Genomic DNA, 24,103 nt, shown 5'->3' on the forward strand with positions numbered 1-24,103 from the left:
CGGTCCGAAACTCAGACGGCCTTCTTCAGTTCCTGGACCTTGTCCGTGGCTTCCCACGAGAACTCGGGTTCCGAGCGGCCGAAGTGGCCGTAGGCGGCGGTCTTGCTGTAGATCGGGCGCAGCAGGTCCAGCATGTTGACGATGCCCTTCGGACGCAGGTCGAAGTGCTCGCGCACCAGCTTGGCGATCTGGTCGTCGGGGATGACGCCGGTGCCTTCGGTGTAGACGGTGATGTTGATCGGCTCGGCCACGCCGATGGCGTAGCTGACCTGCACCTGGCACTGGCGCGCCAGGCCGGCGGCCACGATGTTCTTGGCCACGTAGCGGGCGGCGTAGGCGGCCGAGCGGTCGACCTTCGACGGATCCTTGCCCGAGAACGCGCCGCCGCCGTGCGGGCATGCGCCGCCGTAGGTGTCGACGATGATCTTGCGGCCGGTCAGGCCGCAATCGCCTTGCGGGCCGCCGATGACGAAACGGCCGGTCGGGTTGACCAGGAACTTGGTCTTCGGGGTGATCAGGCCTTCGGGGAACGACGGCTTGATGATGTCTTCGATCACGGCCTCGCGGATGGTCTCCTGCGAGACTTCCGGCGCGTGCTGGGTCGAGAGCACCACGGTGTCGACCTCGACCGGGCGGCCGTCGACGTAGCGGAACGTGACCTGCGACTTGGCGTCGGGACGCAGCCAGCCCAGGCGGCCGTCCTTGCGCAGCTCGCTCTGGCGCTGCACCAGGCGGTGCGCGTACCAGATCGGCGCGGGCATCAGGTCGGGGGTTTCGTCGCAGGCGTAGCCGAACATCAAGCCCTGGTCGCCGGCGCCCTGGTTCAGGTAGTCCTCGGAGCTGCGGTCCACGCCCTGGGCGATGTCGGGCGATTGCTTGTCATAGGCGACCAGCACCGCGCAGCCCTTGTAGTCGATGCCGTAGTCGGTGTTGTCGTAGCCGATGCGGCGGATCGTGTCGCGCGCGACCTGGATGTAGTCGACGTTGGCGGTGGTGGTGATTTCACCCGCCAGCACGACCAGGCCGGTGTTGCACAGCGTTTCGGCTGCGACGCGCGCGTTGGGGTCTTGGGTGAAGATGGCATCCAGAATCGCGTCGGAGATCTGGTCGGCGACCTTGTCGGGGTGACCTTCGGAGACGGACTCGGAGGTGAAGAGGAAATCGTTGTTGGCCACAGATGCGTCCTTCAAGCCGGCCGGAGCCGGTACACAGGTTGAACGAGGCGCGCTGCGCCCCGGATCGGGTTCCCTGTGGGGGAGTCATCTGGGCGCGACGCTTTAGCGGATTTGGCACGGCAGATACCGTGTCGTCGCCCCGCAAGTTGTCGGTTAACTCGGCGACCCGCCGATTTTAGGCGAAAATGCAGGCCTTATGCGCATGTCCACGTCGTCGGCCCGGCCTTTTGGCGCCGCCTGACGCCAATGAGCGACGTCCGGAGCCCCCGGCGCGCTGCCCGTAGCCCGTATTCGCCATGTTGATCGCCCTTTTCCGCTTCATCGCCGCCCTGCCGCTGCCGTTCCTCCATGCGGCCGGCCGGGTGCTGGGCCGCCTGGCCTATGCCTGGCCCGGCAAATACCGCGATCGCCTGCGCGCCAACGCGGCCCAGGCCGGCTACGACTCGCCCGCCTTCGCGCGCCGCGCCGCCGGCGAGATCGGCGCCATGATGTTCGAGATGCCCAAGGTCTGGTTCCGCAACGAGGCCAGCCTGGCGCGGGTCGTCTCCGACGACGACGAGGTGGTGCGCGAGGCGCGTGCCGAGGGCCGCGGCATCCTGTTCCTCACGCCCCACCTGGGCTGCTTCGAGATCACGGCACGCTACCTGGCGCGCCAGATGCCCATGACGGTGATGTTCCGGCCGCCGCGCAAGGCGCTGCTGGCGCCGCTGCTCGAGACCGCGCGCAACAGCTCCGCCGTGAATGCCGTGCCCGCCACCATGCAGGGCGTGCGCGAATTCGTGCGGGCCCTGCGCCGCGGCGAATCGGTCGGCATGCTGCCCGACCAGGCGCCCGGCGTGGGCGATGGCGTGTGGGCACCCTTCTTCGGCCGGCCCGCCTTCACCATGACCCTGCCCGGCAAGCTCGCAAGCCAGACCGGCGTGGCCGTGATCCTGACGGCCGGCGAGCGGCTGCCGGGCGGCCGCGGCTGGCGCATCCATTACGTGCGCGTGCCCGAACCGCTGCCGGCCGAGCCGCAGGCCCAGGCCGCGCTCTTCAACCAGGCCATGGAAACGCTGATCCGGCGCTTCCCCCACCAATACCTGTGGGGCTACAACCGCTACAAGACGCCGCGCGGCGCGCCCCCGGCGCCCGCCCAGCCGGCCGCCGACGTGGCGCAACCGTGATGAACGCACTCAAGACCTACGCCCTCACCCGGCTGTTCAAGTGGTTCGGCCGCATGCGGCCGGCCACGCGCCAGCGCGCCGGCGCCTTCGTCGGCTGGCTGTCGCTGAAACTCGCCGGCAAGCGCCTGCGCATCGTGCGCAAGAACCTCGAACTGTGCTTTCCCGACGCCTCGCCGCAGCAACGCGACCAGTGGCTGCACGAGCACTTCCGCGCGCTCGGCCAGTCGATCGTCGACCGCGGCGTGCTGTGGTTCGGCACCGAAGACGCGATCCGCGCGATGGCCACCCAGAGCGGCGCCGAACGCATCAACGCGATCGCCGCCACCGGCCGGCCCGTGATCCTGCTGGCGCCCCACTTCATCGGCCTGGACGTGGCGGCCACGCGCCTGACCATGGAGGTGCCCAGCGGCGCCACCATGTACACGCCGCAGAGCGACCCCGCCGTGGACGCGATCGTGCGCGCCGGCCGGGCGCGCTTCAACGAGGTGTTCCTGGTGTCGCGCAAGGACGGCATCCGCGACCTGATCCGCCACTTCCGCGAGGCGCGGCCGGTGTACTACCTGCCCGACATGGACTTCGGCCGCCAGGGCGCGGTGTTCGTGCCCTTCTTCGGCGTGCCGGCCGCGACGCTGGTCGCCACGGCCCAGCTCGCGCGCAAATGGAATGCGGCGGTGCTGCCCATCCTCGACTTCTGGGATCCCGCCACGGGCCGGTACCACGTCGAGGTGCTGGAGCCGCTCGCCGATTTCCCGGGCGACGACGACAACGAGGCGGCCACCGCCCGGCTCAACCGCGAGATCGAAAGCTGGGTGCGGCGCTGCCCGAGCCAATACTATTGGGTGCATCGCCGCTTCAAGACCCGGCCGCTGGGCGAGGCGAAGTTCTACTGAGCCCTGCTTTTGCGCAGCGAATGGGCGATAATCGTCCCATGATCTGGAACTTCACCAAAATGCACGGCGCCGGCAACGACTTCGTCGTGCTCGACGGCGTGCGTCAAACCATCGAAATGACGCCCGAGCGTGCCCGCGCGCTGGGCGATCGTCATTTCGGCATCGGCGCCGACCAAATCCTGCTGGTCGAGCGCGCGACCCGTCCGGACGCCGACTTCCGCTACCGCATCTTCAACAACGACGGCAGCGAGGTCGAGCATTGCGGCAACGGCGCGCGCTGCTTCGTGCGCTTCGTGCACGAGCAGGGCCTGTCGGCGAAGAATCCGCTGCGCGCCGAGATCATGGGCGGCGCCATCCTGGTGCTCGACGAGTCCGACGACCAGCAGGTCACGGTCGACATGGGCACCACCCGCTACACCCCCGACGCCCTGCCGTTCGACGTCAGCGGCCTGGCCACGCGCCAGCAGGCCCGCGACACGCTCTACGAATTCCCGCTCGACCCCGCCCCCGGCCTGCCGCGCAGCGTCGAGCTCTCGGCCGTCGCGATCTCCAACCCGCACGTGGTGCAGGTGGTCGAAGACACCGAGACCGCGCCGGTCGCCGTGATCGGCCCGATGCTCGAATCGCACCCGCGCTTCGCGCGCCGCGTCAACGTCGGCTTCATGCAGATCATCGATCCGCACAACATCCGGCTGCGCGTCTACGAGCGCGGCGCGGGCGAAACGCTGGCCTGCGGCACGGGCGCCTGCGCGGCCGTGGCCGCCGGCGTGCGCCGCGGCCTGCTCGATTCGCCGGTGCGCGTCCAGACCCACGGCGGCGTGCTCACCATCGCCTATGATGGCCAGAACCTGCGCCTCACCGGTCCGGCCACCTCCGTCTTCAATGGTCAGGTCGACATCGACGCCCTGACCTTCTCCATGGCCCTGAGCCGCTGACGGCGCGCCGCGCCGCCGCGTCTGCCAAACTAGGTCTCATGTCCACTACCGCTCCCGCCCTCTCCGCCCAGGAGATCGCCGACTTCCTGCAACAGAACCCCGCGTTCTTCGAAGAACACGCGGAGGTGTTCTCCACGCTGCAGATCCCGAGCCCGCACGGCAACCGCGCCATCTCGCTGGCCGAGCGCCAGATCCTGACGCTGCGCGAACGCACCCGCGTGCTCGAATGGCGCCTGAACGAGCTGATCCGCAACGCGGGCGACAACGAAACCATCAGCACCCAGGTCACCGCCTGGTGCGCGCGCCTGCTGGCCGAAGACGAAGCCGCGCACGTGCCCGGCGAGATCGCGCTCGGCCTGGCCGAGCAGTTCGAGCTCGACCACGTCGCGCTGCGCCTCTGGAACCTCACCGCGATTCCCGCCGACGGCTACGGGGCGCCCGTGTCCGAAGACGTGCGCGCCTTCGCCGACAGCCTGAAGGCGCCCTACTGCGGCACCGACACCGAGTTCGAGGCGGCCGGCTGGCTCGACGGCAAGCCCCGTTCGCTGGCGCTGGTGGCACTGCGCACCGCTCCCGACGCCGATGCCTTCGGCCTGCTGGTGCTGGGCTCCGACGACCCGGCGCGCTTCGCGCCCGACATGGGCACGGCGTTTCTCGAAACCATCGGCCGCCTGGCCTCCGCCGCCGCGCAACGGCTGGCGCGCACGCCGCGCGCCTGACCCCGCCGCCGGCGCCCCGCCATGACCGCGCCCGCTCCCGACGCCGAACTCACCGGGCCGATGCAGGCCTGGCTCGAGCACCTGCGCACGCAGCGGCGCTACGCCAGCCACACGCTCGACGGCTACCGCCACGAGCTGCGCCGGCTGGCGCAGCTGCTGGCCGCCGCCCGCCTCACCGCCGAGGGCGTGGCCAACGGCCACATCCGGCAATTCATCGCGCGCCTGCATGCCCAGGGCCTGGGGCCGCGCAGCCTGGCCCGCACCCTCGCGGCCTGGCGCGGCTTCTATCATTGGTGGGCGCCGGCCGCCGGCCTGCCCGGCAACCCGGTCACCGGCGTGCGCGCGCCCAAGGCGCCGCGCGCGCTGCCCAAGGCGCTCTCCGTCGAACACACCCAGGCCCTGCTCGACCATGCGCCGGCCCGGCTCGCCACCGATCCCGCCGGCATCCGCGACCACGCGATGTTCGAGCTGTTCTATTCGTGCGGCCTGCGCTTGTCTGAGCTGGTCGGCCTCGACCTCGAATACCGCAAGTCGGCCGGGCATGAATCGCGCGGCTGGCTCAACCTGGCCGACGCCGAAGTGGTGGTGCTGGGCAAGGGCGGCAAGCGCCGCAGCGTGCCGGTCGGCAAAGCCGCGCTCGCGGCACTGACGCGCTGGCTCGGCGCGCGCGACCAGCTCGCACGCGCCGCCACCGAAGACGATGCGGCCGCGCTGTTCGTGGGCGCGCGCGGCGCGCGCATCTCGCCGCGCGTGGTGCAGGCCCAGCTGGCGGCCGGCGCGCTCGCCGCCGGGCTGCCCTCGCACGTGCATCCGCACGTGCTGCGCCACAGCTTCGCCAGCCACGTGCTGCAATCGGCGCAGGATCTGCGCGCGGTGCAGGAGATGCTGGGCCACGCCAACATCTCCACCACCCAGGTCTACACGCGGCTGGACTTCCAGCACCTCGCCAAGGCCTACGACCAGGCCCACCCGCGCGCCACGCGCAAGCGCTGAGGCGCGGCGCTCAGTAGCTCAGCCGCACGCCCAGCATCACGGTGCGGCCCGGCAGCGGCGCCACGCGCGAGATGAACGAGGCGTGGTTGTAGGCCAGCTTGTTCAGCAGGTTGTTGCCGCGCAAATACACCTCATAGCCGGTCTGGCCCATCGTGCCGCGATAGCTCAGCACCGCGTTGACCAGCTCATAGCCCGGCGTGGACGTCTCGTAGGCCGCGATGTCGTTCTGGCGGAACACGTGCGCGTACTCCACGCCCGCGCCCCAGCGCTGCCAGCGCGCGTCGGCGCGCACGCCCAGGCGCGCGGCCGGGATGCGCGGCAGGTCGCCGTTGCCGCCGGTGAGACGGCCGCGCACGTAGTCGCCGAAGACGCCGGCCGAGTACACCGGGGTGAACTGGTAGCGCAGCTCGCCTTCGATCCCGGTGAAGGTCGCGTCGCGCTGGGTGTACTGGATCAGGCGGAAGTCCTCGAACTGGTCCAGCGTGTTGGCGTAGATGTAGTTCTTCACGCGGTTGTGGAACACGCTGGCACGCGCGGTCAGGTCGCCGCTGTGCTTGCGCAGCGTCAGGTCGATGTTGCGCGAGGTCTCGCGGCCCAGGTCGCTGTCGCCCAGCTCATAGGTGTTGGTCGCCAGGTGCACGCCGTCGGCATAGAGCTCCTGCGCGTTGGGCAGGCGCTGCGAATGCGAGAACGACAGCGTGGCGGAATACTGCGGCGCGAAATCCCACACGGCCGCGGCCGAGTAAGACGTGCCGCTCTGGCTGTTGCGCGAGGCCTCGCCGGTGGGGCGGATGCGCTGCCAGTCCTGGCGCGCGCCCAGCTCGAAGCGCCAGTCGCCCAGGCGATATTCCTCGAGCAGGAACAGGCCCACGGTGTCGGTCTTGCTGCGCGGCAGGAAGGCCTCCTCGCCGTCGGCGCGGAAGTCGCTGTAGGCATGCTGGGCGCCGAACACGCCGCGCCAGCCCCACAGCGGTTTGTGCGTGAGTTCGAGGCGCATGTCGTGGCCGCGGTTCTTGAACGCCGTGCCCACTTCGCCGCCCTCGATCTCGTCGTGGCGGTAGTCGGTCAGGCCGCCCCGGAAGCGGATCTGCTCGAAGCCGGCGAAGGGATCGCGGTATTCGGCGCGCAGGTCGACGCGGTCGCTGCGCAGCTTCACGTAGGGCGCGGCGTGCGAGTGCTCGTGCTCGTGCTCGTGGTCGTGGTCGTGCTCGTCTTCGTCGTGATCGTGGCCGCCGCAATGCAGATGGGTGCCGTGCGGGTGGCAGCCCTCGTATTCGTGGCCGTGACCCGGCAGGCCGTACTTGCTCTCGAGATGGGTGAAGGCCACGCCCACGTAGCCGCGCGGCGTGATCCACGACAGGCCCACCGAGCCCTGCGCCGATTCGGCATACGAGCCCTCGAGCTTGCCGCTGCTCCAGTTCGGCACGCGATAGTCGTCGGAACGGCGCTTCAGGCCTTCCACCCGCACCGCGAACTCGCCCGTGCCCGCGGTCAGGCCGACCGCGCCGGCGCGCTCGCGCGTGCCCGTGGCGCCGCGCAACTCCAGCTCGGCCTCGACCCCGCGCTCCGGCACCGCGGTCGGGATCTTGCGATCGATCACGTTCACCACGCCGCCGATCGCGCCGCCGCCATACAGCAGCGCGGCCGGACCGCGCAGCACCTCGATGCGCTCGGCCAGCAACGGCTCGGTCGTCACGGCATGGTCGGGCGAGATCGTGGAGGCGTCCATCAGCTCGGAGCCGTCGCTCAGCACCTTCACGCGCGGCGAGGTCTGGCCACGGATCACGGGGCGCGAGGCGCCGCCGCCGAAGGTGTCGGCGTGCACGCCGGGCTCGTTGGCCAGGGTCTCGCCCAGCGTCGCGCCCCGGCGCAGCAACAGCGCGTCGCCCTGCAGCACGCTGACCGGACGCGTGGCGCGGTCGGCATCACCGGCCAGCGGATCGGCCGACACGATCACCGGCGCCAGCTGGCGCGCTTGGCGCTCGTCTTCCTCGGCCTGCGCCATGGGCGCCGCGGCAAACAGCGCCAAAGCGAGCGTGGGCACGCGATGTGCCCGGCGCTGCCGGCAGCGCGCCAGCGCCCCGCCCTGATGGATCCCCTCGACGCCTGCCCGCCGCTTCCCCTGCAAACCCTGCCGCTTGTGGCCCCGCATGACTGCCGCTCCCAATGTTATAAAGTTTCAACAAAGACGAGATGATATAACATTACAAACAGCTTGCAAGCTTGGTCGCGCTACAAACGCGCCGCCCACGACAAAACGGCGCCCGGTCTGCACCGGACGCCGTCGTGCCCAGCCGGGCAAAGCATCAGTTGAGCGCCATCTGCCCGCCGAGCAGCAACACGCCGAGCACCAGCACGAACGCCGCCGCGAGCGCGTCGATCAGGTAGCGCAGGCGGGCGGCCGCCGGCGAGGACAGCCGCGCGCCCAGTCGCACCGCACCGCTGCGCGCCCAGGCCGCGAGCATGGTGAGCACGGCCACCGTGAGGCCGGTGCCCACGCCCATCGCCAGCGCGGCCGCGACGCCGGCCACGAAGAAGCCCTGGGCCAGCGCGAACACCAGCACGATCAGCGCGCCGCTGCACGGCCGCAGGCCCACCGCCACGATGGCGCTCCAGGCGCGGCGCAGATCGAGCCGGCCCGCCACGGCCGCCGCCGGCGCCACGTGCGCATGGCCGCAACCGCAGTCATCGCCGTGCGCGTGGCCGTGATCATGCGCATGCTCATGATGATGCGCGTGCGCCGATCCATGCGCATGGCCGTCGTGATGCGCGTGATGCGCGTGGCCCGGTGCGTGGCGCTGCCGCGAGCGCAGCAGCGGGCGCAGCGCCTTGCGCCAGACCAGCCACAGGCCCAGCAACACGATCAGCGCATACGAGCCGGTCTCGAGCCACGCGGTGGCGCGATTCATCGTGGCGGCCGTCACGCTCAGCACCCAGCCCAGCAGCGCCACCATCACGATCGCCACCAGTGCCTGCAGCAGCGCCGACACCAGCGCCAGCACGGCGCCATTGCGCGCGGTCTGGCGGTTGGCCACCACATAGGCCGCGATCACGGCCTTGCCATGCCCCGGTCCGAGCGCATGGAACACGCCGTAGGCGAACGACAGGCCCAGCAGCAGCCACGCGGCCGCGCCGTCGGCCTGCCAGGCGCGCACCGCGCCGGTGAGCTGGCGATAGAAATGCGATTGCCACACCGAGATCTGGCCGAACACGCCGGACAACCATCCCGGGCCCGCGCCGCCGGCCTCAGGCACGCCGAACGGATGGGCCTGGGCCCAAGCCGTGTGCGCCATGCCGGCGCCCGCCAGCACCATCAACGCCCAGGCGAGCGCGCGACCCGCGCGCCCCCAGGCCTTGCCGCTTACTTGCATGTCACCTCGATACGATGCGTGAGGCCCTTGGTGATGGCGTAGAGCTCATCGGGCAGGGCCTCGGGGTCGGCCGGAATGGCCGCCAGTTGCTGCATGGTCTGCCAGTCGAGCTCGCGCGGCTTCTGGTAGCGCTGCGTGCAGCCCGAAGGCGCGCCGTCGAGCCGGATCGCGCCGGGCGCGTCGAAGGCATAGGCCACGAAATAGGTGGGATCGTAGATGTCGATCTGCGCGCCGCCCGCCCCCACCGCGCGCGGCGTGGCCAGCGGCAGCTCGAACGACAGCGCGAGCCGGCCGTCCTTCCAGACCACGCGCGCATCCTTGGGCGCGGCGTAGGTCTGCATCGCGCCGTCGAGCGTGACGCGCGTGAAGTAGTGCGAGATCGGCTCGCCCAGCGCTTTCATCCAGTCGTCGGCCATGCCGCGTAGCACGTCGGGCGGCAGGCTGCCGTCGGCCTGCTTCTTGAGGCCCTGCGTGGCGTAGGTGCCGAACATCTCGTCGAACAGCCAGGTCTCGCGCACCGCGGCCAGCCGGCCCTGCGCGTCGAACACCACGGTGGCCTGCGCGTCGATCCACATGTGCGGATGCGCCTGCGCCGGCGCGGCGGCCATCGTCAGTGCGGCTGCCGCGCAGGCGCCGCTCAGCGCCGCAAGGCTGCGGCGAGTTGCTCCACGTTCCATTCAAACATCCCGAGATAGGTCGCGCCCGGTTGTCCCGGGCGGGACAGCGCATCGGAATAGAGCGTACCACCGACCTTCGCGCCGGTTTCACGCGCGATCTGCTCGACCAGGCGCGGGCTCGAGATGTTTTCCACGAACAGCGCCGGCACCTTCTCGCGGCGCACCTGCGCGATGATGCGGGCCACCTCGGCGGCCGACGGTTCGCCCTGGGTCGACAGGCCCTCGACCGGGATGAACGTGACGCCATAGGCATCGCCGAAATAGCCGAACGCATCGTGCGAGGACACCACCTTGCGCCGCGCCGGATCGATCGCGCCGAAGGTCGCGCGCGCGCGGGCGTCGAGCGCCTCGAGACGGGCCACGTAGGCGTCGGCGCGCTTGCCGTAGGCCTGGGCGTTGGCGGGATCCACGGCGGCCAGCGCACGCGCGATGTTGCGCACGTAGATCACCGCATTGCGCAGGTCCTGCCAGGCGTGCGGATCCATCACGTGATGGTGTCCGCCCCCGGCCTCGTCGTGGTCATGGTCGTGGTCGTGGTCGTGGTCGTGGTCGTGGTCGTGGTCGTGGTCGTGGTCGCCATGATCGTGGCCGGCGCCGTGCGCGTGGCCGTCGTCGTGATCGTGGCCGTGCGCGTCGTGGCCTTCCTCGCCGGCGAAGCGGCGCACCTTCACGCCGTCGGCCGCGACCACCGTGGTGCCCTTGAAGCCGGCCGCCTGCGTGAGACGCGGCAGCCAGGTCTCGAAGTCGATGCCGTTGACCACCAGCAGGCGGGCGCGCGCCAGTTCGCGCGCATTGGCGGGTGTGGGCTCATACGTGTGGGCGTCGCCGTCGGGCCCCACCAGCGTCGTGACCGACACGTTCTCGCCGCCGACCTCGCGCACCATGTCGCCCAGGATCGAGAAGCTCGCCACCACGGGCACGGGCGCGGCCAGCGCGGCCGCGGCCGTGCCCAGCCCTGCCGTGGTGACGAGCGCCGCCAGCGCCATGCGCAGGCCCCTGCCCAGTCCGGATCGTTTCATCGCATATCTCCTGTGATTGCCAAGGCGCGGCGGCGCGACCGACGCGCCCCCTGCCACAAACCGCCCCGCGGCCCGCCGGCCACGGAGCACAAATAGACGGCGCCGGCCGCCAGGATGATGGCCGGCGAGGCGGGCAGATCGAGGTGGAACGACAGCAGCAGGCCGGCCGCGCTCGCGACCATCGCCAGCGCCATCGCCAGGACGATCTGCCCGCCCACGCTGCGGGCCCAGAAGCGTGCGCTCGCAGCCGGCAGCATCATCAGGCCCACCACCATCAACGTGCCCAGCACCTGGAATCCGCCCACCAGGTTCAGCACCACCAGCGCCAGGAAGGCGCCGTGCGCCCAGGCGCCCGCGCGGCCCTGCATGCGCAGAAAGCCCGGATCGAAGCACTCGTAGACCAGCGGGCGGAAGATCAGCGCGAGCACGCCGAGCGTGAGCGTGGTGACGGCGGCCGCCATGTAGAGCGCAGCGTCGTCCATGCCGAGCACGGTGCCGAACAGCACGTGCATCAGGTCGGTGCTGGAGCCGCGCAGCGACACCAGCGTCACGCCCAGGGCCAGCGAAATCAGGTAGAACGCGGCGAAGCTCGCGTCTTCGCGCAGGGGCGTGAGACGGGTCACGAGGCCGGACAGCAGCGCCACCGCGAGCCCGGTGAACACGCCGCCCGCCATCATGGCCGGCACCGACAGCCCGGCCAGCAGATAGCCCGCCGCCACGCCGGGCAGGATGGCGTGCGACATCGCATCGCCCATCAGGCTCATGCGCCGCAGCACGAGAAACACGCCCACCGGCGCGGCGCCGGCCGCCAGCGCCACCGCGCCGGCCAGCGCACGCCGCATGAAACCGAACTGCACGAAGGGATCGACCAGCCAGGCGTGCAGGGCCTGCCACGCGCTCATGGCGCCTCCCCGTCGAGCGCGGCCGGCGTCGGCGCCCAGGCCTGCACCCGGCCCGCGCCGTCGGCGCGCGCCAGCGCCAGCGTGTCGCCGAAATAGGCGCGCACCACCTCGCGATCGTGCAGCACCGCGATCACGGTGCGCCCCTCGCGGTTGAGCTCGCCCAGCAGGCGGCAGAGCTGATGCACGGTCTCGGTGTCGACGGCGGCAAACGGCTCGTCGAGCAACAGCAGATCGGCGTCCTGCACCAGCAGCCGCGCGAACAGCGCGCGCTGCAACTGACCGCCCGACAGCGTGTCGAGCCGGCGCCGGGCCAGCGCGGCGATGCCGGTGCGCGCCATGGCCGCATCGATGCGGGCCTGTTCGGCCGCCCCCAGCCCGCGCCACGCGCCGGTGCGGCGCCAGGCGCCCATCGCGACCAGGTCGTGCACGTCGAGCGGAAACGCCAGGTCCAGGTCGGCGCGCTGCGGCAGCCAGGCCACCCGCGCGCGGCCGTCGTCGTGGCGCCGGACCGCGCCGGCCAGCGGCGCGAGCGCCCCGGCCAGCCCCTTCATGAGCGTGGACTTGCCCACGCCGTTGGGGCCGACCACCGCGGTCATGGTGCCGGCGCGAAACGCGCCGCTCACCCCGCGCACCACCGCCTGCCCGCCCCAGCCGAAGTCGGCATTCTCCAGCGTGAGCAGCGGCGCCGCGGCGCTCATGCCGGGCTCCCGGCCGGCGCCATCGCCCACAGCACCAGCAGCCAGACGGCCGCGGCCAGGGCGGCCGCCCCGGCAAGGCGGATCCAGGCGGGTTGGCGCAGGAGGGAGAAGGCGGGACGGGAGACGTGAGGCTGGGACATGGCGGGGCCGGCGCTATATAGAGAGCGGAGGGCGAGCGCCGCGCTGGCGCACAAAGGAAAAGCGCGGCGCCGGGGCGCCGCGCAAAAGCCGCGTCCGTGCCGGTGTGACGGCCGCAGCAAATAATATGTTATATCATAACAATAGTGCCTGCCAAACCGGAGGGTCGCGTTTTCTGCTACCTTCGCGTCATTCCGGCCCGCCCTTGTGCTGTCTTTTCCAATCGCGGACCGGTTCACCGACACAGACCGCCATGTCAGCCTCTACCCGCCCCTCCCGCACCGATCACGTCGACGAGCAACTCAGCCTGGCCGAATCGCTGTGCGCCGACCGCGGCCGGCGCCTCACGCCGATCCGGCGCAAGGTGCTGGAGCTGATGCTGCGCCACGGTCGCAGCCTGAAAGCCTACGAACTGCTCGAAGCCATGCGCGCGGTGCACCCGGGCGCGGCGCCCCCCACCGTCTATCGCGCGCTCGACTTCCTGATGGAAGAGGGCCTGATCCACCGGCTCGATGCCGTCAACGCCTGGACCGCCTGTCACGACGCGGCCGGCGCCCCGCACGACCTGCTGGTGGTCTGCACCGGCTGCGGCGCGGTGGCCGAGGTCAGCGACCCCGCCATGAGCCGCCAGCTGGCCGAGCGCGTGGCCCAGACCGGCTTCGCGCTGGCCACCCACGAGACCGAGATCCGCGCGCTGTGCCCGCAGTGCCAGAAAGATCCGGCCAAGGCCGCGGCCGCCCACGCGCACCACCACCACTGAACGCCGCACGCATTCGGTTGCAATCCGGCTCTTGAAATCGCCGGATTTGCCCCCATTTGTCTGGATCGCCCCGCACCTGGCTGCTTACGGGGCGTCATCTGCACCAATCCGGACCAGGGTTTCCCAAGGGTTTGCCCGTCACAGAGTACTGTGCTGTAATCCTGCGTCCGGTTGCGATTGCGACCCTTGCAGCCCCAATATCGCGCCGTGCTGCCACATCGGCAGGCAAGCCTTCCCGGCCCGCAAGTCTCCGAGACCCGCTCTCAGATACGCGCGGCGTCGGTCGGCCCCGCCCCTCGATCCGGCCATGCACGGCACGTCTTTAGCCCCAGCATCGCCATGAACACCCAGCGCAGTTTGGACAAAATGGTTCCCGTCACCATCCTCACCGGCTTCCTCGGTGCGGGCAAGACCACCCTGCTCAAGCGTATCCTCACCGAATATCACGGCCGCCGCCTGGCCGTGATCGAAAACGAATTCGGACCCGAGAGCATCGACAACGACCTGCTGGTCCAGGACAGCGATGAAGAGATCATCGAGCTGTCGAACGGCTGCATCTGCTGCACGGTGCGTGGCGACCTGATGCGCACGCTGTCCGATCTGCGCGCCAAGCGCGAATCCGGCGCGCTCAACTTCGAACGCGTGATCATCGAGACCACCGGCATGGCCAACCCCGGCCCGGTGTGCCAGACGTTCTTCATGGACGACGAGATCGCCGAGTACTACCGCCTCGATGCCGTCATCACCGTGGTCGATGCCAAGCACGGCATGGCCACGCTCGATGCCCAGGAAGAGGCCCAGAAGCAGGTCGGCTTCGCCGATCGCATCCTGGTGTCCAAGAAAGACCTGATCAACGACGTCGACTACGAAGCGCTGCGCGCCCGCCTGGTGCGGATCAACCCGCGCGCGCCGATCACGCCGGTGCACTTCGGCGAAGCCGACCTGAAGTCGATCATCGACATCAGCGGCTTCAACCTGAACTCGATCCTCGACATCGATCCGCAGTTCCTGGCCGACGAGCATCCCGACGCCAAGCACGACCACGATCACGGTCATGACCACGGCCACGGCCATGATCACGACCACGACCACGATTGCGGCGCACACTGCGATCACGGCCATCATCATCACCACCATCAGCACAACGACGACATCGGCGCGTTCGTGTTCCGCTCGAACAAGCCTTTCGATCCGGCCCGCCTCGAAGAATTCCTGGGCGGCGTGGTGCAGGTGTACGGCCCCGACCTGATGCGCTACAAGGGCATTCTTTACATGAAGGGCATCAATCGCCGCATGCTGTTCCAGGGCGTGCACATGATGATGGGCGCCGAGCCCGGCAAGCCCTGGACGTCTTCGGAGAAGCCCTCGACCAAAATGGTCTTCATCGGCCGCAAACTGCCGCAGGAAATTTTCACCCGCGGTCTTGAGCAGTGCCTGGTGGGCTGAAACAGGCCCCCGGCATTATCAGAGCAACCCAAGTAGAACCGTACTGCGAGGATCCCTTAGCGCAGGTACAGAATGGTTATACGGCCAGCCGGAATGCGCCATCAGGCGGTATCTGGACCGATTCATAGTGGAGTGTTTTCATGGCTACGAAGGCAGCAACCAAAAAATCAAGCAAGTCGACGAGCGATACGGCGATTGATCTGCCCAGCGAACAGGAATTGCTGGCCATGCCCGAGGCCGACTACATGAATGACCGCCAGCTGGCGTTCTTCAAGGAGCGGCTCAAACAACTCGAACAGGACATCCTGGCCAACGCCGGGGAGACCACCGAGCACCTGCGCGAAACGCAGTTCGTGCCCGATCCGGCCGACCGTGCCACCATCGAAGAAGAGCATGCGCTCGAGCTGCGCACCCGCGACCGCGAACGCAAGCTGCTCAAGAAGGTGCAGCAGGCGATCGCCCGCATCGACAGCGGCGAATACGGCTGGTGCGAAGAAACCGGCGAGCCGATCGGCGTGCCGCGTCTGCTCGCGCGTCCCACGGCCACCCTGTCGCTCGAAGCACAGGAACGCCGCGAAATGCGCCAGAAGCTGTACGGCGACTGACCGTCCGATCGTCACAGTTTTTTACGCTGCGCAGGGCTATGCTGGGAAACCGGCATGGCCCTTTTTCATGGGCGCCGCGCGGGAACCTTGCGCCTTGAAATCGGGTCGATCATCCCCAGGTATGACCTTCAAAGGAAGGAACGCATGGAACAATTTCACGCCACCACCATCGTCTGCGTGCGCCGCGGCAACCGCGTCGCACTCGGCGGCGATGGCCAGGTCACGCTGGGCAACATCGTCATCAAGGGCACGGCCCGCAAGATCCGCCGGCTGTACCACGACAAGGTCCTCGCCGGTTTCGCGGGTGCCACGGCAGACGCCTTCACGCTGCAGGAGCGCTTCGAGGCCAAGCTCGAGAAGCACCAGGGCCACCTGATGCGGGCCGCCGTCGAGCTCACGCGCGACTGGCGCACCGACCGCGTGCTGCGCCGCCTCGAGGCCATGCTGATCGTGGCCGATGCCGAACACACGCTGGTGCTCACCGGCAACGGCGACGTGCTCGAGCCCGAGCATGGCCTGGCCGCGATCGGCTCCGGCGGCGCCTATGCGCAATCGGCCGCGCTGGCCCTGCTGCGCAACACGGAGCTCGCCCCCGAGACGATCGTCAAGCAATCGCTCGAGATCGCCGGCGACCTGTGCATCTACACCAACCAGAACCACGTGATCGAGACGCTGGGCTGAACGCCCGACGCCACCAAGGACCCGCTGCCATGTCCGCATCGAACATGACCCCCGGAGAGATCGTCTCCGAACTCGACAAATTCATCATCGGCCAGAATCGCGCCAAGCGCGCGGTCGCCGTGGCGCTGCGCAACCGCTGGCGCCGCCAGCAGGTGGCCGAGCCGCTGCGCCACGAGATCCACCCGAAGAACATCCTGATGATCGGCCCCACCGGCGTGGGCAAGACCGAGATCGCGCGCCGCCTGGCCAAGCTGGCCAACGCGCCCTTCATCAAGATCGAGGCCACCAAGTTCACCGAGGTGGGCTACGTCGGCCGCGACGTCGACACCATCATCCGCGACCTGACCGAGTATTCGATCAAGCAGACCCGCGAGATCGAGATGCGCCGCGTGCGCACGCATGCCGAAGACGCGGCCGAAGACCGCATCCTCGACGTGCTGGTGCCGCCGTCGCGCAACGCGATGGGCGAGCCCGACCGCGGCGGCGAGGAAAGCACCGCCCGCCAGACCTTCCGCAAGCGCCTGCGCGAGGGCAAGCTCGACGACACCGAGATCGAGATCGAGGTGGCGCAGCCCATGCCGCAGCTCGACGTCATGACGCCGCCGGGCATGGAAGAGATGGCCGAGCAGCTGCGCGGCATGTTCGCCGGCATCTCGCGCGACAAGACCAAGCCGAAGAAAATCAAGATCAAGGAAGCCTTCAAGCTGATCGTCGACGAAGAGGCCGCCAAGCGCGTCAACGAAGACGACATCAAGACCGCGGCCATCGCCAACGTCGAACAGAACGGCATCGTGTTCCTCGACGAGATCGACAAGATCGCGGCGCGCCAGGAGTCGGGCGGCGCCGAGGTCTCGCGCCAGGGCGTGCAGCGCGACCTGCTGCCGCTGGTCGAAGGCACCACGGTCAACACCCGCTACGGCATGGTGCGCACCGATCACATCCTGTTCATCGCGTCGGGCGCCTTCCACCTGGCCCGCCCGTCCGACCTGATCCCCGAACTGCAGGGCCGCTTCCCGATCCGCGTCGAGCTCGACTCGCTGTCGGCCGACGACTTCGTGCGCATCCTGTCGGAGACCGACGCCTCGCTGGTCAAGCAGTACACCGCGCTGCTCGACACCGAAGGCGTGAAGCTCGACTTCACCGACGAGGGCATCAAGCGTCTCGCCGAGCTGGCCTTCTCGGTCAACGAGCGCACCGAGAACATCGGCGCGCGCCGTCTGTACACCGTGATGGAGAAGCTGCTCGACGAGCTCTCGTTCGACGCCACCGCCAACAGCGGCCAGGCGGTCCGGATCGATGCGGCCTACGTCGATGCGCAGCTGGCCGAAACCGCCGGCAGCCAGGATCTGGCGCGCTACGTGCTGTAAGCGCGCGCCCGCGCGGCGCGCACGTGACAAGGCCCGGCATTGCCGGGCCTTTGTCTTTGGGGCGCCGCCGCGGCGCCTCGGTGCATCACTTGGAGATCGCGGTCACGATGTAGCGGCCGTCCTTGCGGGTGGCGGTGAACGACACCTTGTCGCCCGGCTTGATGCCGTCGAGCAGCTTGGGATCCGCCTGGTAGACCAGCGTCATGGCCGGCAGGTCGAGCGCCGAGATGGCGTCGTGCTTGATGGTGACGGTGCCGGCGGCCGCGTCGATACGGCGCACTTCTCCGCTGGCGCTCGCCTGCTGTGCGAACGCCATCGGCGTGGCCAGGGTGACGACCGACATCGCCGTGGCCATCGCGAATGTCGTTCCGTATTTGCGGGAAAAGCCCATCCAAACCTCCGAAAGCAGCGGCGCGTCGCAGCGCGCCCACAGACACAGGATACCAACACGGACGCCGCCGCGGCCCTGTGCAAACGCAACAAGTCTGACAATATTTATGGCGTCGGATGATCCGTTCCGTTACAGGATGCCGGCCCGCGCGACCCTACAATGTGAGCCCCGCGAGTCGCCCTTCCCGGCGCCGCACCGCCCATTCAGCAAGGATCGTTCCATGGCCAACCGCTTGTCCGTCATCGCCACCCGCACCGGAGACGACGGCACCACCGGACTCGGCGACGGCTCGCGCATCGCCAAGGATCACGCGCGCGTGGTCGCGCTCGGCGACGTCGACGAATTCAACAGCGCGCTGGGCCTGCTGCTGTGCGAGCCCGACCTGCCCGACGCCGTGCGCAGCGACCTGCTCACCATGCAGCACGATCTGTTCGACATGGGCGCGGAGATCTGCATTCCCGGCCACACCGCGGTGGCCGACGCGCAGGTGGCGTTTCTCGACGCCCGCCTCGCCCACTACAACGCCGCCCTGCCCCCGCTGCGCGAATTCATCCTGCCCGGCGGCAGCCGCGCGGCGGCCCTGGCGCACCTGGCCCGCACCAGCGCGCGCCGCGCCGAACGCGCGGTGGTGGCGCTGGCGCGCGACGAGGCGGTCAACGCGCCGCTGCGCCAGTACCTGAACCGGGCCTCCGACCTGATGTTCGTGCTGGCGCGCTACCTCAACCAGTCGCTGGGCCAGCCCGACGTGTACTGGACCAGCCGCAATTCGCGCATCCAGTCGTAGCGCGCGCGCCGCGCCATGAAAAAGGCCAGCCCGCGGGCTGGCCTTTGCACTGCCGCGCCGCGGCGCGTCAGTTCACGCCGGCGGCATGCGCCTGTTCGTCGGCGTGGTACGACGAGCGCACCATGGCGCCCACGGCGGCGTGCGAGAAGCCCATGGCATAGGCCTCGCGCTCGAACATCGCGAAGGTGTCCGGGTGCACGTAGCGCAGCACCGGCAGGTGATGCTCGGAGGGCTGCAGATACTGGCCGATGGTCAGCATGTCGACGTTGTGCTCGCGCATGTCGCGCATGACCTGCAGGATCTCTTCGTCGGTCTCGCCCAGGCCCAGCATCAGGCCCGACTTGGTGGGCACCTCGGGATGCAGCTTCTTGAACTCGGCCAGCAGCTTGAGCGAGTGCATGTAGTCGGAGCCCGGGCGCGCCTGCTTGTAGAGGCGCGGCACGGTTTCGAGGTTGTGGTTCATCACGTCGGGCGGGCCGGCGTTGAGGATGGCCAGCGCGCGGTCGAGGCGGCCGCGGAAGTCGGGCACCAGCACCTCGATGCGGGTGTTGGGCGAGTGTTCGCGGATCTGCGTGATGCAGTCGACGAAGTGGGCGGCGCCGCCGTCGCGCAGGTCGTCGCGGTCGACCGAGGTGATCACCACGTACGACAGCTTGAGCGCGCCGATGGTGCGGGCGAGGTTCTTCGGCTCTTCGGTGTCGAGCGGATCGGGACGGCCGTGGCCCACGTCACAGAACGGGCAGCGGCGCGTGCACTTGTCGCCCATGATCATGAACGTGGCCGTGCCCTTGCCGAAGCACTCGCCGATGTTGGGGCACGACGCCTCTTCACAGACCGTGTGCAGGTTGTGCTCGCGCAGGATGCGCTTGATGTCGTAGAAGCGCGAACCGGGCGCGGCGGCGCGCACGCGGATCCACTCGGGCTTCTTCAGGCGTTCGGCCGGCACGATCTTGATCGGGATGCGGGCGGTCTTGGCCTGGGACTTCTGCTTCTGGGTCGGGTCATACGCCGGAGCGGCGACCTGCGGTTCCTTCGAGGGCTCGGAAGAATCGACGATCTGGGACATGAGGCACCTTCACGACCTGGCGGCGCGGGGCCGGGCGGTCTGGGACAAAAAAGGCATTTTACTCCCCCGCCGCCGCCCGCCCGGCAAGGGGCGGGACACGAGGGGGAACACAGGATGCCGGCGGGGCCGGCACGGCGGAGGGGATCGGGGCCACGGACGGCGTGGCGGTGACGGCCGCGTCGGTGACGGCGGCGTGCGCGGCGGACGGTGCGGCGGCCAGCGGGGTGGCGTGCGCGGCGGCCTGCGCGGCAGCGAGCGCGGCGGCCAGCGCGGCGGCGAGCGCCTGGGCCAGCGTCTCGCCGACCTGCGTCACCGAGGCCGACACGCCGCAGGCGGCCATGTCGACCGTGCGCAGCCCCTCGTAGCCACAGGGGTTGATGCCGAGGAACGGCGCCAGGTCCATGGCCACGTTGAGCGCCACGCCGTGGTAGGCGCAGCCGTTGCGGATCTTGATGCCGAGCGCGGCGATCTTGCACAGTTCGCCGTCGAGGCGCACGTAGACGCCCGGCGCGCCGGGCTTGCGACAGGAGGCGATGCCGTGCTGCGCCAGCGTGGCGATGGCGGCGTCTTCGAGCAGCGCCACGTATTCGCGCACGTACAGGCCGGCGCGGCGCAGGTCGAACAGGGTGTAGGCCACCACCTGGCCGGGGCCGTGGTAGGTGACCTGGCCGCCGCGGTCGCAGTGCACCACCGGAATCGCACCGGCATCGAGCAGGTGCGCGGGGCTGCCGGCCTGCCCCAGCGTGTAGACCGGGGCGTGCTCACAGAGCCAGATCTCGTCGGGCGTGCCGGGCTGGCGCGCGGCCGTGAAGGCACGCATCGCCTGCCACACCGACGCGTAGTCGGCCGGGGCGTCCAGCCAGGTGATCATGCGCGCGCGCCGCTCACAGGACGATGGACACCATGGGGTGGCCATGCAGCGCGCGGTAGAGCGCGTCGAGCTGTTCGCGCGAGGTGGCGCGCACGGTGAAGGTCAGGCCGAGGTAGTTGCCCCCCTTGCTGGGCCGCATCTCCACGGAGGCCGGATCGAAGCCGGGGTCGTGCTCGAGCACGACGGCGGTCAGCGTCTGCGCGAATTCCGGGTGCTGCTTGCCCATCACCTTGATGGGGAAGTCGGACGGATATTCGATGAGGGATTCTTCGGGGGGGATATTCATGATGGGTACCAGCCTCTGCGAGAGGTCGGCCGGGGCGCCTGCGGCGCCCGGGCGACGAGTGGCTTTTTACAGCGCAGCGATGCGGGCATCATAACCCGCACGCAACAGCGCAAAAACAGGGCCGGGCTTGCCGTCGCCGACCGGCCGGCCGTCGAGTTCGGTCACGGCCAGCACTTCCTTGGTGGCGGACGTGATCAGGATCTCGTCGGCCGACTCGACCTCGGCGCGCGGCAGCGGCCGCATCTCGAACGGCACGCCGGCCGCGGCCGCGAGCTCGCCCATCAGGCCGTAGCGGATGCCCTCGAGGATGAGGTTGTTCTTGGGCGGCGCGAGCAGCGTGCCGTCGCGCACCACCCAGATGTTGGACGAGGCGCCCTCGCTCAGGAAGCCGTCGCGGAACTGCAGCACCTCCTCGACGCCGGCCTCCACCGCCGCCTGCTTGGCCAGCACATTGCCGAGCAGCGACACCGACTTGATCTCGCAATGCAGCCAGCGCTCGTCGGGAATCGAGATGGTGGCCACGCCGCGCGCGCGCTGCGCCGGCGTGGGCGGGGCGAACGGCGTCGCCATGCCGAACACGGTGGGCGTGACGGGCTCGGTGGGAAAGCCGTGGTCGCGCCGCGCCACGCCGCGCGTGATCTGCAGGTACACCAGACAGGTGGGCGTCGAGGCGCGCGCCACCAGCTGGTCGATCAGGCCGATCCAGCCGCTGCGGTCGAAGGGGGAGGCGATACGGATGGCCTTGAGGCTGCGATCGAGGCGATCGAGGTGTTCGTTCATGCGGAACACCTTGCCGTCGTAGACCGGGACGACTTCGTAGATGCCGTCGCCGAAGATGAAACCACGGTCGAGAACCGAAATCTTGGCCTCGTCCAGGCGCGTGAAGTCGCCGTTGAGATATACCTGGCTGTCGCCCGGCATGCCCGGAATCATGGAATGCTCCTGAGGGTTTGGCGGCGGATCGGCCCCGATCCGCCTCGCCATGGCACACGGGCCGCCTCGCGGCGGCCCGGTGGGTTCGATGCCTGCGCACAGGCACCGCCAGCTTACACCCGCAGTGCGGCGCCCGGCGCGGCGCCGGGCGCGCTTTTTAGTCGAACCAGCGCTTGACCGTGTCGACCATGCGGCCGAAGAAGCCGGCGCGTTCGACGTCTTCCTGGACCACCAGCGGCTCGACGCGCAGGACCTTGTTGTCGAGCGTGAGCTGCAGCGTGCCGACCTGCTGGCCCTTGGCCAGCGGCGCGACCAGCGGATCGGTGCGCTGCGCCACCGGCTTGATGTCGTTGGCCTTGCCGCGCGGCACCGACAGCACCACCGGGTTCGGCGGGCCGAGCTTGACGGTCTCGACCTTGCCTTCCCAGACGCGCGCGTCCAGGCCCGGCTGGGCCTTGTCGTAGAGCTTGACCGTGTCGAAGTTCTGGAAGCTCCAGTTGAGCAGCTTCAGGCTTTCTTCGGCGCGGGTCGATTCGCTGTCGGCACCCAGCAGCACCGTAAGCACGCGGCGGTCGCCGCGCAGCGCGGTGGCCACCAGGCAGTAGCCGGCCGAATCGGTGTGGCCGGTCTTCATGCCGTCGACCGAGGGGTCGGCCCACAGCAGACGGTTGCGGTTGGGCTGGGTGATCTTGTTGTAGCTGTAGCTGCGCTGCTTGTAGTAGTGGTAGTACTCGGGGTGATCCGAGACCAGGTGCGCGGCCAGCGTGGCCAGGTCGCGCGCCGTGGTGATGTGCTGCGGATCGGGCAGGCCCGTGGCGTTCATGAAATGGGTGTCTTTCATGCCCAGGCGCTGCGCCTGTTCGTTCATCAGCGCGGCGAACGCGCTCTCGCTGCCGCCCACGGCCTCGGCCAGCGCGACCGAGGCGTCGTTGCCCGACTGCACGATCATGCCCTGGATCAGCTCGTCGACCGTGACGGGCTTGCGCGGCTCGATGAACATGCGCGAGCCGCCCGTGCGCCAGGCATGCTCGGACACCGGCACCTGCTGCTCGAGCGTGATGCGCTTTTCGTCGAGCGCGTTGAACACGACGTAGGCCGTCATGATCTTGGTGAGCGAGGCCGGCTCGACCTTCATGTCGGGGTTGGAGCTGGCCAGCAGCTGGCCGCTGCCCACATCGATCGTGATCCAGGCCTTGGCCGCGATGGTGGGCGCGGGCACGGCCGAGAGGTCGCCCACGGCCACGGTGGCGGCAGGCGCCGCGGTGGTGGTGGCGGGCGCGGGCGCCGTGCTCTGCGCGCCGGCCGGCACGCTGACGGCCATCAGGGCGGCCAGCACGGCACCGGCGAGCGCGCGGCGCGGGAACAGGATGGCGGAGGAATCTGCGGAAAGGTGCGAAGTCTTCATCGGCTACGAATTCGGTGTGGAGGCGCCGGACTCTGGCGGCCGGCTGTCAGCGATCAATTATAGGCAGCGTATCCGACACGTCCGGGCGCGGAACGTTCCGCCATCAGGGAAAACATGCAACGCGATGCAACGCCGACTCAGTCGAGCGCCACCTTCAGGCGCGCCTGCACCAGCGTGCGCAGCGACAGCAGCTTGCCATGGAAGAAATGCGAGGCGCCCGGAATCACGACCAGCGGCACGCCGCGCGGACGCACCCAGTCCATCGCCTCGGCCAGCGGCACGACCTCGTCGGCCTCGCCGTGCACCAGCAGCGCGTCTTCGGGCAGTTGCACCTCGCGGAACTGGAAGCGGCCCACCGCCGGGCCCATCAGCATGATGGCGGCCGGCAGGCGCGCGCCCTCCTGGTCGGCCAGCGTGGCATAGACCTGCGCGGCCACCGAGGTGCCGAACGAAAAGCCGCCCAGCACCCACGGCAGGCCGGCCAGCTCGGGCTGCTGCGCCAGCACCTGGTCGATCAGGCCGAGCATGTCTTCGGTTTCGCCCACGGCCTTGTCGAACTCGCCCTCGGAGCCGCCCACGCCACGGAAGTTGGGGCGCACCGCCAGCAGGCCATGCTGCACGCATGCGCGCGCAATCGTGGTCACCACCTTGTTGTCGCGGGCGCCGCCCTGCAGCGGATGCGGATGCAGCACCAGCGCCCAGCCGCGGGGCGTGTCGTCGGGCCAGTCGAGCGCGCATTCGATGCGGCCGGCGGCGCCGGTGAACGAGACGATGTCAGTACGGGCAGGCATGGGAACGGGGCTCGCGGTGCGTGAAATCCAAAGC

At 69.5% G+C, this 24,103-nt stretch carries 25 protein-coding genes and 1 pseudogene; 11 read left to right on the forward strand and 15 right to left on the reverse strand.

All coding sequences use genetic code 11. The annotated features are described in order from the left end of the window. Window positions 1-11: 11 nt before the first annotated feature. Entirely contained in the window at window positions 12-1,175 is a 1,164-nt protein-coding gene (gene metK / locus CEG14_RS24610; RefSeq protein ID WP_094829055.1) for a methionine adenosyltransferase, read from the reverse strand. Between the two features lie 296 nt (window positions 1,176-1,471). Here metK and CEG14_RS24615 point away from each other — a divergent pair, with 296 nt between their 5' ends. From CEG14_RS24615 to xerC, 5 genes are read left to right on the forward strand one after another with little or no spacing between them, the layout of a single operon-like run. Next, window positions 1,472-2,341: a lysophospholipid acyltransferase family protein gene (locus CEG14_RS24615; RefSeq protein WP_094829056.1), complete on the forward strand. Its 870-nt coding sequence runs from the start codon at window positions 1,472-1,474 to the stop codon at window positions 2,339-2,341. Further along, on the forward strand, window positions 2,341-3,231 hold the full coding sequence (locus CEG14_RS24620; protein ID WP_094829057.1) for a lysophospholipid acyltransferase family protein: 891 nt from the start codon (window positions 2,341-2,343) through the stop codon (window positions 3,229-3,231). Before CEG14_RS24615 ends, CEG14_RS24620 begins: the two co-directional genes overlap by 1 nt. 20 nt (window positions 3,232-3,251) lie before the next feature. After that, window positions 3,252-4,166, forward strand: a complete 915-nt coding sequence (dapF, locus tag CEG14_RS24625) for a diaminopimelate epimerase (RefSeq protein WP_094829058.1) — start codon at window positions 3,252-3,254, stop codon at window positions 4,164-4,166. A 38-nt stretch (window positions 4,167-4,204) separates the two neighbouring features. Beyond that, on the forward strand, window positions 4,205-4,885 hold the full coding sequence (locus CEG14_RS24630) for a DUF484 family protein (protein WP_094829059.1): 681 nt from the start codon (window positions 4,205-4,207) through the stop codon (window positions 4,883-4,885). A 21-nt stretch (window positions 4,886-4,906) separates the two neighbouring features. Continuing rightward, window positions 4,907-5,878, forward strand: coding sequence for a tyrosine recombinase XerC (xerC, locus tag CEG14_RS24635; RefSeq protein WP_094829060.1), 972 nt, complete (start codon window positions 4,907-4,909; stop codon window positions 5,876-5,878). A gap of 10 nt (window positions 5,879-5,888) precedes the next feature. On the opposite strand, the gene CEG14_RS24640 is transcribed toward xerC, so the two are convergent. The 7 genes from CEG14_RS24640 to CEG14_RS26465 form a co-directional block, all read right to left on the reverse strand. After that, window positions 5,889-7,883 carry a TonB-dependent receptor gene (locus tag CEG14_RS24640; protein WP_256986066.1) on the reverse strand — a complete coding sequence of 665 codons (1,995 nt, stop codon included), beginning with the start codon at window positions 7,881-7,883 and terminating at the stop codon, window positions 5,889-5,891. A gap of 301 nt (window positions 7,884-8,184) precedes the next feature. After that, window positions 8,185-9,249, reverse strand: a complete 1,065-nt coding sequence (locus CEG14_RS24645) for a nickel/cobalt transporter (RefSeq protein ID WP_094829062.1) — start codon at window positions 9,247-9,249, stop codon at window positions 8,185-8,187. Further along, window positions 9,240-9,824 carry a DUF1007 family protein gene (locus CEG14_RS24650; RefSeq protein WP_256986068.1) on the reverse strand — a complete coding sequence of 195 codons (585 nt, stop codon included), beginning with the start codon at window positions 9,822-9,824 and terminating at the stop codon, window positions 9,240-9,242. Before CEG14_RS24650 ends, CEG14_RS24645 begins: the two co-directional genes overlap by 10 nt. A 62-nt stretch (window positions 9,825-9,886) precedes the next feature. Beyond that, window positions 9,887-10,945, reverse strand: a complete 1,059-nt coding sequence (locus CEG14_RS24655) for a metal ABC transporter substrate-binding protein (protein WP_094829064.1) — start codon at window positions 10,943-10,945, stop codon at window positions 9,887-9,889. Next, window positions 10,942-11,847 carry a metal ABC transporter permease gene (locus CEG14_RS24660; RefSeq protein WP_094829065.1) on the reverse strand — a complete coding sequence of 302 codons (906 nt, stop codon included), beginning with the start codon at window positions 11,845-11,847 and terminating at the stop codon, window positions 10,942-10,944. The genes CEG14_RS24655 and CEG14_RS24660 overlap by 4 nt, the downstream gene beginning before the upstream one ends. Beyond that, a complete protein-coding gene (gene aztA / locus CEG14_RS24665; protein WP_094829066.1) occupies window positions 11,844-12,545 on the reverse strand; it encodes a zinc ABC transporter ATP-binding protein AztA in 702 nt (233 codons plus the stop codon). Before aztA ends, CEG14_RS24660 begins: the two co-directional genes overlap by 4 nt. Continuing rightward, complete coding sequence (locus CEG14_RS26465) at window positions 12,542-12,685, reverse strand: hypothetical protein (RefSeq protein ID WP_176461334.1); 144 nt, start codon at window positions 12,683-12,685, stop codon at window positions 12,542-12,544. Before CEG14_RS26465 ends, aztA begins: the two co-directional genes overlap by 4 nt. A gap of 251 nt (window positions 12,686-12,936) precedes the next feature. Here CEG14_RS26465 and CEG14_RS24675 point away from each other — a divergent pair, with 251 nt between their 5' ends. The 5 genes from CEG14_RS24675 to hslU all read left to right on the forward strand — a co-directional run bounded on the left by CEG14_RS24675 (window position 12,937) and on the right by hslU (window position 17,542). Beyond that, the gene (locus tag CEG14_RS24675) at window positions 12,937-13,443 is read left to right on the forward strand and encodes a Fur family transcriptional regulator (RefSeq protein ID WP_094829068.1); all 507 of its coding nucleotides are present in this window, start codon (window positions 12,937-12,939) and stop codon (window positions 13,441-13,443) included. Between the two features lie 339 nt (window positions 13,444-13,782). Beyond that, window positions 13,783-14,889 carry a CobW family GTP-binding protein gene (locus CEG14_RS24680; protein WP_094829069.1) on the forward strand — a complete coding sequence of 369 codons (1,107 nt, stop codon included), beginning with the start codon at window positions 13,783-13,785 and terminating at the stop codon, window positions 14,887-14,889. 140 nt (window positions 14,890-15,029) lie between these two features. Further along, window positions 15,030-15,494, forward strand: coding sequence for an RNA polymerase-binding protein DksA (gene dksA, locus CEG14_RS24685; protein ID WP_003807164.1), 465 nt, complete (start codon window positions 15,030-15,032; stop codon window positions 15,492-15,494). 144 nt (window positions 15,495-15,638) lie between these two features. Then, a complete protein-coding gene (hslV, locus tag CEG14_RS24690; RefSeq protein WP_094829070.1) occupies window positions 15,639-16,175 on the forward strand; it encodes an ATP-dependent protease subunit HslV in 537 nt (178 codons plus the stop codon). Window positions 16,176-16,204: 29 nt separating this feature from the next. After that, a complete protein-coding gene (gene hslU / locus CEG14_RS24695; RefSeq protein WP_094829071.1) occupies window positions 16,205-17,542 on the forward strand; it encodes an ATP-dependent protease ATPase subunit HslU in 1,338 nt (445 codons plus the stop codon). An 85-nt stretch (window positions 17,543-17,627) separates the two neighbouring features. On the opposite strand, the gene CEG14_RS24700 is transcribed toward hslU, so the two are convergent. After that, on the reverse strand, window positions 17,628-17,933 hold the full coding sequence (locus CEG14_RS24700) for a copper-binding protein (protein WP_094829072.1): 306 nt from the start codon (window positions 17,931-17,933) through the stop codon (window positions 17,628-17,630). Between the two features lie 220 nt (window positions 17,934-18,153). Between CEG14_RS24700 and CEG14_RS24705 the strand changes: the two genes are divergently transcribed. Further along, the gene (locus tag CEG14_RS24705) at window positions 18,154-18,717 is read left to right on the forward strand and encodes a cob(I)yrinic acid a,c-diamide adenosyltransferase (RefSeq protein WP_094829073.1); all 564 of its coding nucleotides are present in this window, start codon (window positions 18,154-18,156) and stop codon (window positions 18,715-18,717) included. 67 nt (window positions 18,718-18,784) lie between these two features. On the opposite strand, the gene lipA is transcribed toward CEG14_RS24705, so the two are convergent. From lipA to CEG14_RS24735, 6 genes and pseudogenes are all read right to left on the reverse strand, one after another. Next, window positions 18,785-19,783 (reverse strand): lipoyl synthase, encoded by a 999-nt coding sequence (gene lipA / locus CEG14_RS24710; RefSeq protein WP_094829074.1) that lies wholly within the window; start codon window positions 19,781-19,783, stop codon window positions 18,785-18,787. Window positions 19,784-20,003: 220 nt separating this feature from the next. After that, window positions 20,004-20,654 (reverse strand): annotated as a pseudogene (lipB, locus tag CEG14_RS24715) (lipoyl(octanoyl) transferase LipB); the annotation flags it as partial. A 13-nt stretch (window positions 20,655-20,667) separates the two neighbouring features. Further along, a complete protein-coding gene (locus CEG14_RS24720) occupies window positions 20,668-20,943 on the reverse strand; it encodes a YbeD family protein (RefSeq protein ID WP_094829076.1) in 276 nt (91 codons plus the stop codon). Window positions 20,944-21,006: 63 nt separating this feature from the next. Further along, window positions 21,007-21,873 (reverse strand): D-amino acid aminotransferase, encoded by an 867-nt coding sequence (locus CEG14_RS24725; RefSeq protein ID WP_094829077.1) that lies wholly within the window; start codon window positions 21,871-21,873, stop codon window positions 21,007-21,009. A 157-nt stretch (window positions 21,874-22,030) separates the two neighbouring features. Then, window positions 22,031-23,278 (reverse strand): D-alanyl-D-alanine carboxypeptidase family protein, encoded by a 1,248-nt coding sequence (locus CEG14_RS24730; RefSeq protein ID WP_094829078.1) that lies wholly within the window; start codon window positions 23,276-23,278, stop codon window positions 22,031-22,033. A gap of 137 nt (window positions 23,279-23,415) precedes the next feature. Then, window positions 23,416-24,069, reverse strand: coding sequence for an alpha/beta hydrolase (locus CEG14_RS24735; RefSeq protein WP_094829079.1), 654 nt, complete (start codon window positions 24,067-24,069; stop codon window positions 23,416-23,418). Between the last annotated feature and the right edge of the window lie 34 nt (window positions 24,070-24,103).

It is taken from the genome of Bordetella genomosp. 1, assembly GCF_002261335.1.
GTDB lineage: Bacteria > Pseudomonadota > Gammaproteobacteria > Burkholderiales > Burkholderiaceae_B > Bordetella.

Excerpts from the sequence above, each read along its gene's own strand:
- CEG14_RS24640 (WP_256986066.1), bottom strand. The coding sequence starts at position 7,883 with ATGGCGCAGGCCGAGGAAGACGAGCGCCAAGCGCGCCAGCTGGCGCCG.
- hslV (WP_094829070.1), top strand. The coding sequence starts at position 15,639 with ATGGAACAATTTCACGCCACCACCATCGTCTGCGTGCGCCGCGGCAAC.
- dapF (WP_094829058.1), top strand. The coding sequence starts at position 3,252 with ATGGGCGATAATCGTCCCATGATCTGGAACTTCACCAAAATGCACGGC.
- CEG14_RS24700 (WP_094829072.1), bottom strand. The coding sequence starts at position 17,933 with ATGGGCTTTTCCCGCAAATACGGAACGACATTCGCGATGGCCACGGCG.
- xerC (WP_094829060.1), top strand. The coding sequence starts at position 4,907 with ATGACCGCGCCCGCTCCCGACGCCGAACTCACCGGGCCGATGCAGGCC.
- CEG14_RS26465 (WP_176461334.1), bottom strand. The coding sequence starts at position 12,685 with ATGTCCCAGCCTCACGTCTCCCGTCCCGCCTTCTCCCTCCTGCGCCAA.
- CEG14_RS24650 (WP_256986068.1), bottom strand. The coding sequence starts at position 9,824 with ATGTGGATCGACGCGCAGGCCACCGTGGTGTTCGACGCGCAGGGCCGG.
- CEG14_RS24660 (WP_094829065.1), bottom strand. The coding sequence starts at position 11,847 with ATGAGCGCGTGGCAGGCCCTGCACGCCTGGCTGGTCGATCCCTTCGTG.
- CEG14_RS24615 (WP_094829056.1), top strand. The coding sequence starts at position 1,472 with ATGTTGATCGCCCTTTTCCGCTTCATCGCCGCCCTGCCGCTGCCGTTC.
- CEG14_RS24675 (WP_094829068.1), top strand. The coding sequence starts at position 12,937 with ATGTCAGCCTCTACCCGCCCCTCCCGCACCGATCACGTCGACGAGCAA.
- CEG14_RS24735 (WP_094829079.1), bottom strand. The coding sequence starts at position 24,069 with ATGCCTGCCCGTACTGACATCGTCTCGTTCACCGGCGCCGCCGGCCGC.
- CEG14_RS24730 (WP_094829078.1), bottom strand. The coding sequence starts at position 23,278 with ATGAAGACTTCGCACCTTTCCGCAGATTCCTCCGCCATCCTGTTCCCG.
- dksA (WP_003807164.1), top strand. The coding sequence starts at position 15,030 with ATGGCTACGAAGGCAGCAACCAAAAAATCAAGCAAGTCGACGAGCGAT.
- CEG14_RS24705 (WP_094829073.1), top strand. The coding sequence starts at position 18,154 with ATGGCCAACCGCTTGTCCGTCATCGCCACCCGCACCGGAGACGACGGC.
- CEG14_RS24645 (WP_094829062.1), bottom strand. The coding sequence starts at position 9,249 with ATGCAAGTAAGCGGCAAGGCCTGGGGGCGCGCGGGTCGCGCGCTCGCC.
- CEG14_RS24680 (WP_094829069.1), top strand. The coding sequence starts at position 13,783 with ATGAACACCCAGCGCAGTTTGGACAAAATGGTTCCCGTCACCATCCTC.
- CEG14_RS24725 (WP_094829077.1), bottom strand. The coding sequence starts at position 21,873 with ATGATTCCGGGCATGCCGGGCGACAGCCAGGTATATCTCAACGGCGAC.
- aztA (WP_094829066.1), bottom strand. The coding sequence starts at position 12,545 with ATGAGCGCCGCGGCGCCGCTGCTCACGCTGGAGAATGCCGACTTCGGC.
- CEG14_RS24655 (WP_094829064.1), bottom strand. The coding sequence starts at position 10,945 with ATGAAACGATCCGGACTGGGCAGGGGCCTGCGCATGGCGCTGGCGGCG.
- lipA (WP_094829074.1), bottom strand. The coding sequence starts at position 19,783 with ATGTCCCAGATCGTCGATTCTTCCGAGCCCTCGAAGGAACCGCAGGTC.
- CEG14_RS24620 (WP_094829057.1), top strand. The coding sequence starts at position 2,341 with ATGAACGCACTCAAGACCTACGCCCTCACCCGGCTGTTCAAGTGGTTC.
- CEG14_RS24630 (WP_094829059.1), top strand. The coding sequence starts at position 4,205 with ATGTCCACTACCGCTCCCGCCCTCTCCGCCCAGGAGATCGCCGACTTC.
- hslU (WP_094829071.1), top strand. The coding sequence starts at position 16,205 with ATGTCCGCATCGAACATGACCCCCGGAGAGATCGTCTCCGAACTCGAC.